The organism is Blautia intestinalis, assembly GCF_014297355.1.
GTDB classification, from domain to species: domain Bacteria; phylum Bacillota; class Clostridia; order Lachnospirales; family Lachnospiraceae; genus Blautia_A; species Blautia_A intestinalis.
Map to the genome: position 1 here is coordinate 1 of NZ_JACOQE010000014.1, position 16,179 is coordinate 16,179.

General features: G+C 37.6%; 15 protein-coding genes and 2 pseudogenes. 14 read left to right on the forward strand and 3 right to left on the reverse strand.

Annotated elements, in window-relative coordinates; translation table 11 throughout:
* The coding region (locus H8Z79_RS14865) for a rhodanese-like domain-containing protein (RefSeq protein WP_263970815.1) at nucleotides 1-702 on the forward strand (702 nt) is incomplete at its 5' end.
* A gap of 116 nt (nucleotides 703-818) precedes the next feature.
* Here the strand turns inward: H8Z79_RS14865 and H8Z79_RS14870 are convergent.
* Both H8Z79_RS14870 and H8Z79_RS17710 read right to left on the reverse strand, forming a co-directional pair.
* Complete coding sequence (locus H8Z79_RS14870; protein ID WP_225877025.1) at nucleotides 819-1,478, reverse strand: Crp/Fnr family transcriptional regulator; 660 nt, start codon at nucleotides 1,476-1,478, stop codon at nucleotides 819-821.
* A 50-nt stretch (nucleotides 1,479-1,528) separates the two neighbouring features.
* Nucleotides 1,529-1,603, reverse strand: a pseudogene (locus tag H8Z79_RS17710) (transposase); the annotation flags it as partial.
* 263 nt (nucleotides 1,604-1,866) lie between these two features.
* On the opposite strand from H8Z79_RS17710, the gene H8Z79_RS14875 reads away from it, so the two are divergent.
* The 8 genes and pseudogenes from H8Z79_RS14875 to H8Z79_RS17645 form a co-directional block, all read left to right on the forward strand.
* On the forward strand, nucleotides 1,867-3,174 hold the full coding sequence (locus tag H8Z79_RS14875; RefSeq protein WP_015541695.1) for an ABC transporter substrate-binding protein: 1,308 nt from the start codon (nucleotides 1,867-1,869) through the stop codon (nucleotides 3,172-3,174).
* Nucleotides 3,175-3,265: 91 nt separating this feature from the next.
* The gene (locus H8Z79_RS14880) at nucleotides 3,266-4,144 is read left to right on the forward strand and encodes a carbohydrate ABC transporter permease (protein WP_015541696.1); all 879 of its coding nucleotides are present in this window, start codon (nucleotides 3,266-3,268) and stop codon (nucleotides 4,142-4,144) included.
* Complete coding sequence (locus H8Z79_RS14885) at nucleotides 4,141-4,962, forward strand: carbohydrate ABC transporter permease (RefSeq protein ID WP_055066548.1); 822 nt, start codon at nucleotides 4,141-4,143, stop codon at nucleotides 4,960-4,962. The genes H8Z79_RS14880 and H8Z79_RS14885 overlap by 4 nt, the downstream gene beginning before the upstream one ends.
* A gap of 12 nt (nucleotides 4,963-4,974) precedes the next feature.
* Nucleotides 4,975-6,045: a Gfo/Idh/MocA family protein gene (locus H8Z79_RS14890; protein WP_015541697.1), complete on the forward strand. Its 1,071-nt coding sequence runs from the start codon at nucleotides 4,975-4,977 to the stop codon at nucleotides 6,043-6,045.
* Between the two features lie 23 nt (nucleotides 6,046-6,068).
* Nucleotides 6,069-7,877: a cache domain-containing sensor histidine kinase gene (locus H8Z79_RS14895; protein ID WP_118049829.1), complete on the forward strand. Its 1,809-nt coding sequence runs from the start codon at nucleotides 6,069-6,071 to the stop codon at nucleotides 7,875-7,877.
* Complete coding sequence (locus H8Z79_RS14900) at nucleotides 7,852-9,357, forward strand: response regulator transcription factor (protein WP_118041641.1); 1,506 nt, start codon at nucleotides 7,852-7,854, stop codon at nucleotides 9,355-9,357. The genes H8Z79_RS14895 and H8Z79_RS14900 overlap by 26 nt, the downstream gene beginning before the upstream one ends.
* A gap of 280 nt (nucleotides 9,358-9,637) precedes the next feature.
* Nucleotides 9,638-10,411, forward strand: a complete 774-nt coding sequence (locus H8Z79_RS14905; protein ID WP_015541698.1) for a NifB/NifX family molybdenum-iron cluster-binding protein — start codon at nucleotides 9,638-9,640, stop codon at nucleotides 10,409-10,411.
* A gap of 159 nt (nucleotides 10,412-10,570) precedes the next feature.
* Nucleotides 10,571-10,663: pseudogene (locus H8Z79_RS17645) on the forward strand (thioredoxin-disulfide reductase); the annotation flags it as partial.
* 470 nt (nucleotides 10,664-11,133) lie between these two features.
* Here the strand turns inward: H8Z79_RS17645 and H8Z79_RS14915 are convergent.
* Nucleotides 11,134-12,333 (reverse strand): helix-turn-helix domain-containing protein, encoded by a 1,200-nt coding sequence (locus H8Z79_RS14915; protein WP_015541700.1) that lies wholly within the window; start codon nucleotides 12,331-12,333, stop codon nucleotides 11,134-11,136.
* Nucleotides 12,334-12,675: 342 nt separating this feature from the next.
* On the opposite strand from H8Z79_RS14915, the gene H8Z79_RS14920 reads away from it, so the two are divergent.
* The 5 genes from H8Z79_RS14920 (at nucleotide 12,676) to H8Z79_RS14940 (ending at nucleotide 16,099) form a co-directional block, all read left to right on the forward strand.
* Nucleotides 12,676-13,023 (forward strand): TnpV protein, encoded by a 348-nt coding sequence (locus H8Z79_RS14920; protein WP_118041619.1) that lies wholly within the window; start codon nucleotides 12,676-12,678, stop codon nucleotides 13,021-13,023.
* Between the two features lie 157 nt (nucleotides 13,024-13,180).
* Nucleotides 13,181-14,230, forward strand: coding sequence for a PDDEXK nuclease domain-containing protein (locus H8Z79_RS14925; RefSeq protein WP_187002915.1), 1,050 nt, complete (start codon nucleotides 13,181-13,183; stop codon nucleotides 14,228-14,230).
* Nucleotides 14,231-14,323: 93 nt separating this feature from the next.
* Nucleotides 14,324-14,638 (forward strand): helix-turn-helix domain-containing protein, encoded by a 315-nt coding sequence (locus tag H8Z79_RS14930; RefSeq protein WP_019162573.1) that lies wholly within the window; start codon nucleotides 14,324-14,326, stop codon nucleotides 14,636-14,638.
* A gap of 251 nt (nucleotides 14,639-14,889) precedes the next feature.
* Nucleotides 14,890-15,807: a ParM/StbA family protein gene (locus H8Z79_RS14935; RefSeq protein WP_225877026.1), complete on the forward strand. Its 918-nt coding sequence runs from the start codon at nucleotides 14,890-14,892 to the stop codon at nucleotides 15,805-15,807.
* Nucleotides 15,797-16,099, forward strand: coding sequence for a helix-turn-helix domain-containing protein (locus H8Z79_RS14940; protein WP_187002916.1), 303 nt, complete (start codon nucleotides 15,797-15,799; stop codon nucleotides 16,097-16,099). Before H8Z79_RS14935 ends, H8Z79_RS14940 begins: the two co-directional genes overlap by 11 nt.
* The last annotated feature ends 80 nt before the right edge of the window (nucleotides 16,100-16,179 follow it).

The window sequence follows — 16,179 nt, forward strand, 5'->3', positions numbered from 1 at the left end:
ATCAAAGTATTTGATATGACAGCAGCCACTACAGGTATCAATGAAACCAATGCCAAAAAGTCAGGATTAGAGGTAGATACAGTAATTCTTTCTCCTATGAGTCATGCCGGTTACTATCCTGGTGGAAAAGTGATGACCATGAAGGTGGTTTTTGAAAAAGAAACCTATCGTTTGCTTGGTGCTCAGATTATTGGATATGAAGGAGTTGATAAACGTATTGATGTGCTGGCAACAGCAATTCATGCAGGGCTGAAGGCAACCCAGCTGAAAGACTTAGATCTCGCATATGCACCGCCTTATTCATCTGCCAAGGATCCTGTAAATATGGCTGGATTCATGATAGACAATATAGCGAAAGGTACCTTAAAACAATGGCATTTGGAAGATATGGATAAGATTTCTAAAGATCAAAATGTGGTGTTGCTGGATGTGAGAACGGTAGGTGAATTTAACAGGGGTCATATGGATGGATTCAACAATATTCCTGTAGATGAACTGAGGGAACGAATTAACGAAATTGAGAAAGGAAAGCCTGTGTATCTGATATGCCAAAGTGGTCTGCGCAGTTACATTGCCAGCCGTATTCTGGAAGGAAATGGATATGAAACATATAACTTTTCCGGTGGATTCCGCTTCTATGATGCAGTGGTTAATGACCGTGCGCTGATCGAAAGGGCATATGCATGCGGTATGGATTATTAAAAATAATCATAATATTTTTATAATTTTTTCGTAGTATAAAAAGATCCCCCATTTATTAGAATGACTTTTATAATTCTGATAAATGGAGGATTCTTTAGATGTTATAGAAAACAGTTTTATGATCTTTGTAGAGTTTCCAGTCTTTTCGAATCAAGGATTGCGATTTTGCCGCGGGAGAGTTTGACGAGTCCTTCGCCTTGAAAGTATCGGAGCATTCGCGTGATAACCTCCCTGTGGGAACCAAGATGGTTGGCGATGGTTTCGTGAGTGATCTTTAATTCATTTGTTCCTTCGATAGAGGTCTCTTCTAAAAGAAATGAAGCAACACGCTTATCCAAACTCTTCCACATGATTTGTTCAATCAGCCACATGACATCAGAAAAACGGGTAGCCATTAACTCATTGGTATAGTTTGCGACAGGAGCAGATTCCTTCATGATGCCCTTATAGATTTCAGCAGGGATGATCCAAAGATCAGTATCTTTTTCTGCTTCAATGGTTACTTCAAATTGAATGGATCGCATGATACATGAGGCGGATAAAAGACACATATCCATATCGAACAGACGGTAGAGTGTAATCTCTCGTCCTTCATTTGAAAGTATGTAGGTTCGAAGCTGCCCGGATTTAACCAGTAATAATCCAGTACAGTCCAGGTTTCCATTGTGAATGATCGTTCCTTTTTTTACATTTTGTGTGATTAAATTGTCTGAAATTAGTTTTTTCTGTGCTGTATTTAAGTCATTCCATAGTGGAAAATAATTTTCGAAGTTCATAATAGTTATCTCCTTTACGAACATAGTATACTTGCTTTTTTAAGACGCGTCAATTCGAAGAAACTAAAGTTAATTTTCTGTTGCCCTAATTCAAAAAAATCGTTATAATAATTAATTGTTAGCATAGTTACATTATAACATGTAACGGAGAAAAAGATGGTTGTCGTTAGCTATCTTTTTTTCTTTTTTCAGATAAATTTCGGGGAGGGTATGACTCGTTGTGAGTCATACCCTCCCTGCTTTGGAACTATTTATTTCCCGATAGCCCGCTCTTCTTTTGTTTATTTTCCATATTTTCTTTTCTTTTTCTCCATTTTAATTATGTGAAAAAAAAGATATACTTGCCTTACTTGATAAATATTTAAAAGAAAAAGGAGGAAAACAAAGTATGAGAACAAAAACAAAAAAACTGGCAGCGTTGGTTATGAGCGGAGTTATGACACTGTCTATTGCAGCACCGGTAGCTGTACAGGCCGATGATAAGGTAGAGCTTACCGGTATGGTACAGCAGTCCAGATGGTATTCCGGATTACAGAACATGGTGGAGAAGCTTGAGGAAGACGAGAATATTTCTATCGAATTTGAAGTTGTTCCTGATGACCAGTATGATAACCTGATGAAAATGAGATTAAATTCTCATGAAGCTCCTGATCTGATCGCATATCAGTTTGCTGATCTGTATGCTGCTGTAGACCCGGAAGAGTTCTTTGTTCCGTTAGATGATGAAGAATGGATGGCTAAAGTAAAAGCTCCGGAAATTACAGAATACAATGGAAAGCATTATGGATATTGCTTCGAGGCATCCAATGGTTTCCAGGGACTGATCTATAATAAAGATGTTTTTGAAAAAAATGGAATAACGGAACTTCCGAAAACTCTGGATGAATTTTATGCTGTCTGTGATAAATTAAAAGAAGCCGGAGTCGTTCCGATTGCTATGCCGTCAGATACCTGGGTACCGCAGATCTGGATGACTTCCGGTATGTCACGTGCATTGGGAACTGAAGAAGCTTGTGAGGATTTTGCAAATAAGATTCTGACAAACCAGGCAAAATTTAATGATTATCCGGAAATGGCTGCTGTAATCGACGAGTATCTGGATTTATTTAAAAAAGGTTACGTGAATGATGATTATATGACAGTAAGCTATGATGAGATTCTTGGACGTTTGGCAAGCGGTGAAATCGCAATGATTTATGGCGCAACAGAAATTCTGACATCTATTGAAGAATCTTATCCAGATGCTAACCTGACAATCTTCAATCCTCCTGTAGGATATGATGATAAAGACGTGCTGGCATATCTTCCTACAGCTATGGGACTGGCTGTAAATAAAGATACAGAAAATATGGATACAATCAAGAAGGTATTCGATCTTTGGAGCACACCGGAATATGGAAATCTGTATTTCCAGTCTCGTCCGGGATTCCCAAATATTGAAGGTATTGATGGTAATGAAAGTGCTATGAATCCGGATATTCCAAAAATCTACAATGAGTATATGAAAGATGGCAGAGTAGTTGCGCAGATGAACCAGTATATTGACACACTTCAGCCGCTGTTTGGAAATACTATTTGGGTTTACTACCTTGAAGCACCATCTAAAGGAAATATGGATGGAAAAGATATTCTGGATCGATTCCAGAAAGATGTGGATAAATTTATGACCGAAAAAGGCGCAGAAGGCTGGAAATAGTACATCCTCTACCCTTTGACTAATAAGATTAATCCAAAAAGGGGACTGGAGCAAAGAACTTTGGTCCCCTTTTCCATTAAGGAGATATAATATGACAAAAAAAAAGAAATCAATTTATCCTTTGTGGGTACTTACTCCGGCAATTTTGATATACACCCTTTTTTCGGTGGTTCCCATTGTGATCAGTCTGGTATGCTCTTTTACAGACTGGAATATGGGACGGCTATACACCCCTGTTTTTAATGGCTTGTCAAATTACGTGGAACTGTTACATGATCCTGTTTTTCTGCGATCAATTGGCAATACTTTCCTTTTTGCATTGATAACCACTATCCTGAAAACAGGAATAGGATTTCTGCTTGCGCTTGCTATGGTAAAAAAAATACCGGGAAGAGGGATCATGCGAACCATCTATTATGCTCCATGTGTAATCAGTATCACAGTTGTAGGAGTATTATTTAAAGCAATTTTGGCGAATAAAGGTTTGCTGAATAATGTTCTTCAAATAATAGGCCTGGGCGGACTCGCGAATGACTGGCTCGGAAGCTATGGTACTGCTATGGGAAGTGTTATTCTGGTAGAAACATGGATGTGGGCAGGATTTAATATGTTTATCTTCATCTCAGGATTACAGGCAATCCCGGAGGATTATTATGAAAGTGCTACATTAGAGGGCGCTTCCGCATTTGAAAAATTAAAAAATATCACACTTCCTCTGATTGTCCCGTCAATGACAGTTGTAGTGACACTCAGTATTGCCGGAGGACTCAAAGTATTTGATATTATTTATGTAATTACAAATGGAGGACCAGGATTTGATACACAGGTTCTGGCAACTTATACATACCAGTCATTCAGCCTGGGATTCCTTGGAGAATCATCAGCTGGAAGTATTATTCTGGCAATTATTGTCGTGATAATATCGTTTACTATGAATCACTATCTGACGAAACGAGAGGTGGAAATGTGAAGAAAAAAAAGGCAGAAAAAATTATTCTCTTTCTAGTTATGGTTGCATTGGCATTGTTATACATAGTACCATTTTTGATGATGGGGCTTGGCTCATTTAAAAACCAGGCGGATGCTGCAAAATTTGATCTTTCCCTGCCAACACAATGGATCTTTTCCAATTATAAGCACGTGCTGGAATCCGGAAAAATATTATCTGGATATATAAATAGTCTTATTGTTACAGTTCCGGTAACACTGGTATCTGTTTTTCTGGGAGCAATATCCGGTATTGTTATTTCTAGACGAAATGACAAAATGTCACATGGAATTTATTATTATTTTATCTTTGGTCTTACATTAACTTTGCAAACTGCATCAATCTTCTTTTTATTGCAGGCTTTGCATATATATGGTACATTTTTTTCTGTAATATGCATTTTCATTTCGCTCCGTATCCCTTTTACGGTTATGACTTTTTGTAGCTTCGTAAAAGGTGTGCCTAGAGAAATTGATGAAGCTGCTATTATGGACGGATGCAATTTCTGGCAGATGACCCTCAAGATATTAATGCCAATATTAAAACCAATTATGGTAACGAACGTTGTAATTACTGCTATTGATGTATGGAATAATTTTATGATTCCTCTGTTTTATCTGGGATCTGCAAAAAAAGCAACAGTATCCATGGCAATTTACAGCTTTTTCGGACGATATAACAGGGACTGGCAATATGTGTTTGCAGCATTAATGCTGGTTGTATTGCCGATGTTATTACTTTTTATAATTCTTCAGAAACATATTATTGCCGGTATGACAGCCGGTGCTGTGAAAGGATAAAGGGAAAAATAAATGATTACAAATTATATGATTATTGGTTACGGATGGAGAGCTGACTTCTACTACAGAATCGCAAAACTTTTGCCGGAACGTTTTTCTGTATGTGCAGGTGTATTACGTACAGAAGAACGTGCAAAAGAGGTTGCTCATAAAGAAGGCGTTTTTGCTACTTCTGATTTAGATCAGGCACTGGAACGTAAACCGGATTTTGCTGTCCTTTGTGTTCCAAGGGATGTAACGAAAGATTATCTGGTAAAATTAATGAAAAAAGGAATTCCGGTACTCTGCGAAACACCTCCGGGAAAGAATGTTGAAGAATTAAAAGAATTATGGGAAATGTCTCAGAAATACAATGGCCGCATTCAGATAGTAGAACAATATTTCCTTCAGCCTTACTATGCTGGTATACTGGATATAATAAAACAGGGATATCTGGGAAATGTATCCAGCATTATGCTGTCTGCACTTCACGGATATCATGCAGTCAGTGTATTCCGTAAAGTTCTTGGACTGAAATACGAAAACTGTACTATAGAAGGGAAAAAATTCTGGTCAGAAGTTACCGCTACAAATGGCAGAAATGGTTTTGATGAAAGCGGAACAGTCATTAAAGAGGACAGAGACTGGGCATATATGGAGTTTGAAAACGGAAAAACAGCCTTTATGGACTTTGAAGGTGAACAGTACTTTTCACAGATCCGTACGCGTCGATGGAATATTCGTGGTGTACGTGGTGAAATCAATGACAACACTGTACGATTTTTAAATGACTGCAACCAGCCGGTAGAACAGCTTATGAACAGAATCGATGTGGGAATCAATAATAACAGTGAATGGTCACATAAGGGAATAATGTTCCTGGATAAACAAATTTATAAAAATCCTTTTTATCCTGCAAGAATGAACGATGATGAAATTGCGGTAGCTGACTGCCTTTTGCATATGAAGAATTATGTAGAAACCGGAACAGAATTTTATTCACTGCGTGAAGCTCTTCAGGATACCTACTTATCCTTTATGCTGGAACAGGCAATTGAAACCGGTGATACCATCAAAACTGAAACACAGTCCTGGAGTATTTAACATTCGATAAAAGAGGTGATTACTTGACGAAATATCAATTTCAGAAAAAAATACTGTTACGTAGTATTTTTATTATGCTTATATTGTTTATTATCTTGACTGTTGTATTTTCCGGTTATGTTATTAAGACGCAAACAATTGAGTTTGAAGACCAGGTGGATACACAGCTTCAGGGAATCACCTCTCAAATTGATAATACGCTGCAGCTGGCAGATGATATTGCCTTACAGATTGCTGCAAACTTTCAGATTATAGATGTATTCAATAAATTACAGGGATATCATGGCAAAAAAAACTATTTTGTTGAAAAAACAGATATAGATTATGCTGTTAAACAGCATCTGATTTCCTATATGTTAAAACAGAATTTTCTGAAACGAATCAGTTTATTTGACGCTAACCAGGATCTTACTTATGTGGGAAGCGCAGTAGATTATGGATACTTAAAAAAGGGTTGTCCAAATCCAGAGCATTTTACAGAGATAGAAAATTATTTTGCAGAAGAAAATGGAAAAGGAAATCTGTTCTGGGTTGATGCTGCTGACCCATATATGAAGGATGTGTCACCAACAATTTCTGTTCTGCGTGAAATAAAGAATTATCAGCTGATTCCTTCAAAATGTCTTGGGTATGTGCAAGTCCAGGTTCAGATAGACAGCTTTGAACATCTGGGACAACTTCTGGGAAAAGACTCGGAATGCTATATTTTGGATCAGAAAAACAACCATATATTGTATTCATATCAAAGCAGCAGAAAAGAATCTGAAGTAAAAAAAATTTTAAATCAGATGAATAATCCAGTGAAAAGGGGATTGTACTGCAGGCTTTGGGAATCTGAAAAATATGGAATCAAAATCTTTGTTGTGTCTCAAAACACAGGACTGATTCATAGTCTGATCTCCACATTTACGTGGGGATTTATTTTGCTTTTATCTTTAATTCTCATCATGATTTCAGGACAGAAAAATGTGATCAGACGAACAACGGAGCCAATTGTTCAAATGTGTGAGATGCTGACAGGGTTGAAGGTTGATAAAAATCTGAAAAATATCCCTCTGGTAAGCGGTAATGAAACAGATGAATTAAGACAGCTGAATCATGCATTTGATGAACTGATAAAAAACTTAAAAATATCTATGGAAAAAGAGATGATCAGCAGGGTAAATGAAATACAGAGTCAGATGTATGCATTGCAGACTCAAATAAATCCTCACTTTATCCATAATATTTTAACGATTATTTCTGCCATGTCTGGCACTTCCGAACGTGAAAAAATACCGGAAATCTGCGAAAAACTTTCGAGCATGATCCGATACAATGTGAGCAGTTCAGAAAGCAGAGTGGATCTGAGCAGTGAACTTTTACACGCAGAGAATTATCTGGAATTAATGAAAATGCGTTACGAGGAAAAATTTCAGTATTCTATGTCTTATGTAGGAGAAATGCCAAATTTTCATTTGCCAAGATTTATCATTCAGCCGCTTCTTGAAAACTGCTTTGCACATGGCTTTCATAATAAAGAATTTCCGTGGAAAATTGATATTCAGATTTATTGTTCGGAGGAATGCTGGGAAGTACAGATCCGAGATAACGGATGCGGTATGGATCAGGAAGAACTGGAAAAACTGGAACTTGAATTACTGGAAATGAGAAATCGTGATGTGAAATCTCTTATGAAGGAATTGAAGATTGGCGGTCTGACTATAAAAAATGTTTATCTGCGATTATTTCTGGCTTATGGTAATAATATGATTTTTGATATAAGTAATAAATCTGAAGGAATGTGCATTACAGTTGGAGAAAATTATGAAAATACGTGTACTGGTAGTTGAAGATGAGCCTCCGATTCAGAGGAGTATTTGTCAGAAAATAGAGGAAAGTAATGAGAATTATATAGTAGTAGCTGCAATAGACAATGGAAAGGATGCTATACAATATCTGAAAGAGTATCCGGTAGATGTTATGTTTGTGGATATGAATCTGCCTATTGTGAGCGGAAAAGAACTGTTAAAATTTTGCTACAGTGAAAAGCTTCCGGTACTGCCCGTGGTTTTGAGTGGCTATACAGATTTTGAATACGTGAAATGTGCGGTAGCAAACCATGCAGTGGATTATTTGCTGAAGCCCTTAAACAGCCAGGAGCTGAAACTTATACTACAAAAAATTGAGATAAGAATCCGTGAACAGCAGCAGGAAGAAAAAATCCAAAATCTGACAGATGCAATAAAAGGATTCAATACACTGCAAACGAAAGAAAGCAATTCAGAAAAGAATCCTTCATATAGCATGCTGCTGATATCTCTTGGCGCATGTCCATATGAGAATGAAAGAAACTACAGGGAGCTCTTTGAAAAGCTGGATTTAGAAGGGAATTTTTCACAAATTGTTTCAGAGGAGAATTTCTGGCTGGTAAATGGAAAAAATATTAATGAAAAAATTATTTTTGTTCGCAGAGATCAAGTCCCGGATATCAATCATCTGAATCAATTTGTCAGGTCTTTGAAGTTTTTGGGGCTCACGATTACCATTGTATTTTACAAAGATGCCGTAAAAGTGTCTGATATTTTTGCAACATATCATTTACTGCAAAAATATGCACGTAAACATGTGATTTTTCTAAAGAATTCTGTTTTGATTTATAGTCCGGAAGGATTCAAATCGGATTATACAGATCTCAGAAGAAAAATCGACGGTATGATTCTCCAATGCAAAAATATGAACATAAGTGACATAACAGATTCTTTTGCAGAATTACTGAAATTACTTACTGTAAGGCCGATTACGCAAAAAGAAGCAGTAAGAAATATTAAATATTTCGTATCAGAGTTATACAAAGTGCATCATGGACACAGAGAATTCTTTGAAGTGGAAGAAGATATTCAATTTATTCTGGAGAATTATTATACGAAAGAAGAAATACTCAAAGAATTTGATTTCCTGTTAAAAGATATTTTTGGAATCGAGGTATATGATTCCAGAGATAAAAAGATTATTGCCTTAAAGATGAAAAACTATCTGGATGAAAAATTCAGAAGCAATGTGACAAACCAGTTACTGGCAGCTAATTTTGGATTTGTGCCGTCATATTTAGTCAGCATTTTTAAAATCTGCTATGGTTTGACACCGATGGATTATCTGGTAAATAAGAGAATAGATGAGGCAAAAGTGCTTCTGGAAGATGGTTCATTAAAGATTAAAGATATTGCCCGTGTGGTAGGATATGAGGATTCCCTTTATTTTTCGAAAGTGTTTAAAAAATTTACAGGGGTTAGTCCGAAAGAATATAAGGGCGGGCTATCGGGAAATAAATAGTTCCAAAGCAGGGAGGGTATGACTCACAACGAGTCATACCCTCCCCGAAATTTATCTGAAAAAAGAAAAAAAGATGGCTAACGACAACCATCTTTTTCTCCGTTACATGTTATAATGTAACTATGCTAACAATTAATTATTATAACGATTTTTTTGAATTAGGGCAACAGAAAATTAACTTTAGTTTCTTTGAATTCATAAAGGGCATATGTCAAAAAATATTATTGACATATGCCTTTTATAAGATTATTATATAAGAAAAGCGAGAAAGGAGCAGTTTATGCCGAGACCAGTAAAATGCAGAAAAGTTTGTTATTTCCCCAATATTTTAGAATTCCTTCCGGCAGATAATACTGAGAAAAAAACACCTATTGTTCTGACGGTAGATGAGTATGAGACAATTCGTCTTTTGGACAAGAAAGGTTATAGTCAGGAGCAGTGTGCAGCATCTATGCAAGTCGCAAGAACAACAGTTCAACGGATTTACGAGATTGCCAGGAAGAAAATAGCAGATGCACTTATTGATGGACATCCGCTTAGAATTGAGGGTGGGGATTTCATAATCTGTGACGGTCAGAGCAGCAACTGCAGCTTTGGAGGATGTTATAAACAGGAAATATACAAAAAATATGCAGAAGAAAAAGGAGAAGGTATCATGAGAATAGCAGTAACATATGAAAATGGACAGATTTTCCAGCACTTTGGACACACAGAGACATTTAAGATTTACGATGTAGAGGAAGGAAAAGTAGTACATTCAGAAATAGTAGATACGAATGGAAGCGGACATGGTGCATTAGCGGGAGTTCTTAATGCATTGAATGCAGATGTTCTGATCTGTGGCGGAATCGGAGGCGGTGCACAGACAGCGTTAGCGGCAGCTGGTATTAAACTTTTTGGAGGAGTTTCCGGAGATGCGGATGAAGCAGTAGAAGCCTTTATTAATGAAACATTGGATTACAATCCAGATGTGAAGTGTTCTCATCACGAGCACAGTCACGAGGAAGGACATACATGTGGCGAGCATAGATGTGGAAGCCATAGCTGTCATTAAGAAGAATAGTAAAAAATAATAATACGAAGGATGTGCCAAAGTAATGGAGAAGTTACCGTAGCACATCCTTTTTTGTTATTTTCATAGTGATTATTTCTTACTTGCCGAAAGTAATGAATTTATGTTTACGATATGATTATCGTGGGAGGAGGACCTGGTGGGTATGTCAGAACAAAGTTACTTCGTCAGATAGTAACAGCTGTTGCAGATGGTGCTATGGCAGTACATATGGCAGAAAAATATATGGGGAAATGTAAAGTGAATTCCGCCTTTATGCATAGGAAGCTGCGTGAGATTATCAAGGTGATTCGTGTTCATAGTCAGGATGAAATTGAAATCGAATGGAATTTTGACGATGTTTTTTCAGAACAGAGATAACTTGAGCAGGACAAGAATGACTTATCAGAAGATAATAAAGGTGCCGGGGCTACCTGATGGAAGCGTCAGATAGTCTTCGGCAGAAAAAAATAAAATTTTGGTTGAATGCAAGAGTTATTGCAACCCGGGTATATCACGCTAAATATAAGGTGTTTTGAGAGAGTAAATGCAATTATAAGATAGAAGTTACAGTTGAAATAGGCTATACTTAGAATACAGGCAGATGAAAATCAGAAGCTTTTTAACATCAAAATAAGACGGCTGGCATGAATCTTGCAGGACTAAATGCAACCCGTCTGAAGAGATGAAAACTGCTTCTCTCAGGCATTATATTTGGGCGTTTGTTATTTTATAAGATCAGGCTTGATGTGATTCATCATAAGGTTTACTTTCTGTTCAGTAAGAGAGTCAAAAGAAGTTCCTTTTGGGAGGATATAACGTATAAACTCATGATTCTTTTCCAGGCGTCCTTTCTGCCAGGAGGACATGGGGTCGCAGTAAAAGACCTTTGTAAGGACATCCTGCCGGTGCGGCATCTCAAATAATGAAGGATCCAGGAAAGAACTCCCGTTGTCTGTCAGTATTATCGGAAACAGCTGTGAATAAGTCTGTGGGCCAAGTTCAGACAGCAGGAGATCAAAAACATCCTGAACATATTTCCTTCGGTCACCAGGCAAGAGAAAAAGAAGCATCAGGGAACAGTTCCGAAAGAACAGAGTAAGGAGGACAGGACCGGATTTACCACCGGCGCCTTCCACTACATCAAGTTCTACTATTGAAGAATCGTGGGAAGAAGCAAGAAAATCCAGGAGATCTCTGTAAGTACGGTTCTTTCGATATCCGGGAACCGGTGTATCAAGCTGTTTCTTTTTACGTTTTTTGTAGCGGACTTTTCTGGGAAGATCAAGGTTGATAACAGAAAGATATTGCTTATCCACGTAGGAATAAAGAGTACGCTGACAGCAGGGAATATCTTCCATATGAGAAAGAAAGATATGAGAAAGCGGCTGGCCCTTTTTTATAAGTGGGGAAACGAGCCTGTCGAGCTGATCAAGTTCTTCAGGGGAGAGATTAATGCCGCTGCGGGAGGAAGAACGGAGTTCCAAAGAGGTATCATGGGAATGTTTGGCGCGGTAGAAAAAGAAATCATGGGAACAACGGCGCAGCTTAGGACAAGCGTTACAGACATAAGGAGGTTTTTTTAAGAGCTCGCATTTAGCAGTCGTAAAAGAAGGACAGAAAGAAGCGCATTTCCTGCTTCGACACTTAGAGCAAAGAGAGGAGCAGGAAAGATTACCGCAGACGCCCTGTTTGGAGCAGGAAGAAAAATAAATGCACTCGGATTTCCTGCGGCTGCGGTCATCGTAATAGTGAGGGGAGAAGATCAGATGGCGTCGAACTTCCCTGGAAACAGAGGAAGGGCTCTTGCCAAGTTCGTCAGCAATCTTTTTGAAGCTCCATCCTTTTTCGATGCCAGCCTCGATAGAGATTCTGTCAGAGAGTGTAAAGTGTTTGCCTTTGTTGGATTCAATAAAAGTATTCATAAATAGAAACTCCTTTCATGTTGGAGCCTGAGAGTAAGTTCATGTTACTATGATTGCAGAGGTAAATGCAACCCCTATGTCTGCGTTTGAGAACAAAAAGATCTAAGGGTTGCATTTACTTTTTCAATTAACTTTTCACAAATTCTTCACAAAAAATTAGCACTCACCTCTTGATAATGGAAGTCGATTTTTGTCCTGTCTTGTGTATCCCGGAAGTGCCTGTTTTACAGGCTTTCCGGGGCATCAGCCATTTTGTCTGGTATTGTAAAGCAGTGTCAGATTTATCGTAAATGTCGTAAATTTGTGGTCAAAAAATGATGAGAAATGGAGAGTGCTAATAAAATGGAATTAACGTATACAAATGTAAATGGATATCTGATCCCGAATCTCACCTATAAATCCGGTGAGCAGATGGAGCAACTTGGCAAGTATGGTTTTCTTCGCAGAGATTATCTGAAAAACTATCGAAATTCAACCTATCAGGTGATGCTTTTACAGGATACCATTGGAGAGCATCTTCTGGAAGTAGATAAGGCAGCCAGAGAACGGGAAGAAATGATTCTGAAACAGTTGGAAGAAAAAGAACCATTGCCAGATAAAGAAGCAGATCAGATTGCCTGGGTAAGAACTGCTAATCAGCACAGAGCGATTGCGGAAGAGATTATTCTCAAGGAATTGATTTATGTTTAAATGAAGGTGATGAGGTCGTGGAATGCGACCTCATTATTATATGTGACCATGAAAAAGCAGTAGGCAGAATGAGAAAAATAGGGTAATATAACAGTAAGCAGTTGGGACAGTTTTGAAATGCCAATTTGGCATTTCAAGTTATAGAAGGGAATCGATAATGAAAAAAGAGATATTAATAGCAGATAATATTGATAATATTTATGATGAAATAAATGCGTTAATCAGGGAAAAGAAAACTAATGTAAAAAAAGTTGTGAATGATGCCATTATTTCTCTTAATTGGGGAATTGGAAAAAGACTTAGTGTGGAGTTAACTGGAAATAACAAGCCTGAGTATGGAAAAAAGGTTGTTGCAGAAGTCAGTAAACGGCTGGAACAGGAGTATGGTTCGGGATTTGATAAAACATCAATTTCAAGAATGATTAAGTTTTATCAGGAATTTCCTGACTTCGAAAAAGTTGCGACATTGTCGCAACAATTGACCTGGTCGCATTTTGTAGAGATTCTGCCAATACAAGATGAGTTAAAAAGAGATTTTTATGCTGCAATGTGTATGCAGGAAAACAGGTCAGTGCGAACACTGCGTGAAAGAAAAAAATCCATGCTTTATGAACGAACTGCAATATCGAAGAAACCAGAAGAAACGATTAAAAATGAAATTGCGGAATTACGAGATGATGGAAAAATGAGTCTGGATCTTTTTTACAGAGATCCATATATGCTTGATTTTCTCGGTTTACGTGATACTTATAGTGAAAAAGATTTAGAAAATGCTATTCTTGCAGAATTAGAAAAATTTATTCTGGAAATGGGATCGGATTTTGCATTTTTAGCAAGACAGAAACATTTTGTACTGGATGGCAAGGACTACTATATGGATTTATTATTCTATCATAGAGGCTTGAGAAGGTTGGTTCTTGTTGAACTAAAGCTTGGGGAATTTGAACCGCAGGATAAAGGACAAGTCGAGCTGTATTTGCGATGGCTGGAAAAGAATGAAAGAGTGGAAGGTGAAGAAAGTCCTGTTGCACTTATATTATGTGCAGAAAAATCACAGGAAACTATAGAATTAATGCAATTGGATCATGGAAATATTCATGTGGGACAGTATATGACCCAAATGCCTCCAAAAGAACTTTTAGAACAGAAGCTATCCCTTGCTATTGCAAATGCGAGAGAATTGTTAGAACAAAGGAAAGAAGAATAGAAATTTTCAATTTAATAATGAAGTGCAGAGAAAGGCGTGAGTCATAGAAATGTGGCTTGCGTCTTTTTCTATCTGGAAAGGAAGTGAGATAGAATGGCACAGATTTTTCGTGTAGAGAGAACTAAGAATTTTACGGTAATGAGTAATCATCATTTCAAGAATAAGAATCTGACATTGAAAGCGAAAGGCCTATTATCGCTGATGTTAAGTTTGCCAGATGACTGGAATTACAATATGCAAGGACTGGCAACATTGAGCAGAGATGGGATTGATTCTGTTCGTTCTGCAATTAAGGAATTAGAGCATCATGGATATGTGGAACGTCATAGATTGCGTAATGAGTATGGCTTTTATGGCGATACCGAATATATTATCCGGGAAGTTCCATTAGGAGAAGAAAATGATTAAGTGGAGAAGAGAAGTGCCTAAGGGTGGATAGTCCAATTTTGGACAATCAGGTCATAGGAAATTTCTATCTCCGGACATCAGAAAATAGGAAAACCAGATATGGTAAATCCCATACTGGACAAACCGTTGCTATTAATAATCCATGTTATTAAATATGAATTATTAAAGAACCAGTAAATAAAATATCCATCTTATCAATTCACGTAAGTATTAATGGGATTGGATAAGAAAAGAAAGAATGAGGTATGATTATGAGAATGATGAAAAATAACAGAAATGAAACAGTTATGGTGATCGGGATTGATCATGGTTATGGAAACATGAAAACTGCCACCAGATGCTTTCCATCCGGTGTAGCCAGATATGACAAGGAGCCAATCTTTCAGAACAATCTTCTTGTTTACAATGGCATGTATTACCAGATCGGAGAGGAACACAAGGAGTTCTGTGCAGAGAAAACGCAGGACGAGGACTATTATGTGCTGACACTGGCGGCTATCGCAAGGGAACTGGATGGGAAAGGTATGAACCGGGCAAAGGTACACATTGCAGCCGGACTTCCACTTACCTGGCACTTTAGCGTGCAGGGAAAAGCTCCAGTGGAGCTTTTCATCGCAGTAGTTACACAGAAAGAAGATTTCCAGAAATATCTTCTCCAGAATGAAAGCGTGGATTTTATATTCCGCAATAAAGAGTATCATGTAGAGTTTGCAGGCGCTGATATTTACCCACAGGGATTTGCAGCAGCCTTTTACCGCTTACAGGATTTCAAAGGAATCAACATGCTTGTGGATATTGGAAACGGAACTATGAACATCATGTATATCAACAATTCCCGTCCATTAGAGAAGAAATGCTTTACAGAGAAATATGGAACGCATCAGTGTGTGCTTACTGTAAGGGAATCCCTGCTGAAAGAACTGGGAACAGTGGTGGACGATCTGGTGATTGAGCAGGTGATCCGTACCGGGACAGCAGATATTGGTGAGAAATATCTGACAGTCATTCGTAAAGCTGCCAGAGATTATACGAAAGAAATCTTCCATAAGCTGAGAGAACGGGAATATAATCCAGAACTGATGCGTTTGTATGTGGTCGGCGGTGGCGGTTGTATGATCCAGAATTTTGGAGAATATGACAAGAGTCGGGTAAGAAGAATTGGGAAATGAGTTAAAAGTTTCCAGACAAACAATTTCAAAATGGGAGTCATGTCAATCTTATCCAGATTTTCAACGCTTAGTATTGTTAAGCGATTATTTTGGATTAACATTAGACGAATTAGTAAGAGATATTGATGTACAAGAGGTAAGAGAAAAAAACTTGAATAACGAAAAACTATCTTCAATATACAGCGATATGAATGAAGCAAAAAGTTTTATTAGAGTTTGTCTTGCTATTGGTGTAGTAGTTCTTATCTTTTTTGCAATGATTGTTACGTATGGAATATTCTTTGTAAAATAAAATGTAAATTTTTGTATATCACTCAAAGCAGTTAGTCTTAGGATTGACTGCTTTTTTCATACCCAGAAAGGAGTGATTGA

Coding starts and splice junctions, on each gene's coding strand:
- H8Z79_RS14870 (WP_225877025.1), bottom strand. CDS start 1,478: ATGAACTTCGAAAATTATTTTCCACTATGGAATGACTTAAATACAGCA.
- H8Z79_RS14875 (WP_015541695.1), top strand. CDS start 1,867: ATGAGAACAAAAACAAAAAAACTGGCAGCGTTGGTTATGAGCGGAGTT.
- H8Z79_RS14880 (WP_015541696.1), top strand. CDS start 3,266: ATGACAAAAAAAAAGAAATCAATTTATCCTTTGTGGGTACTTACTCCG.
- H8Z79_RS14890 (WP_015541697.1), top strand. CDS start 4,975: ATGATTACAAATTATATGATTATTGGTTACGGATGGAGAGCTGACTTC.
- H8Z79_RS14900 (WP_118041641.1), top strand. CDS start 7,852: ATGAAAATACGTGTACTGGTAGTTGAAGATGAGCCTCCGATTCAGAGG.
- H8Z79_RS14905 (WP_015541698.1), top strand. CDS start 9,638: ATGCCGAGACCAGTAAAATGCAGAAAAGTTTGTTATTTCCCCAATATT.
- H8Z79_RS14915 (WP_015541700.1), bottom strand. CDS start 12,333: ATGAATACTTTTATTGAATCCAACAAAGGCAAACACTTTACACTCTCT.
- H8Z79_RS14920 (WP_118041619.1), top strand. CDS start 12,676: ATGGAATTAACGTATACAAATGTAAATGGATATCTGATCCCGAATCTC.
- H8Z79_RS14925 (WP_187002915.1), top strand. CDS start 13,181: ATGAAAAAAGAGATATTAATAGCAGATAATATTGATAATATTTATGAT.
- H8Z79_RS14930 (WP_019162573.1), top strand. CDS start 14,324: ATGGCACAGATTTTTCGTGTAGAGAGAACTAAGAATTTTACGGTAATG.
- H8Z79_RS14935 (WP_225877026.1), top strand. CDS start 14,890: ATGAGAATGATGAAAAATAACAGAAATGAAACAGTTATGGTGATCGGG.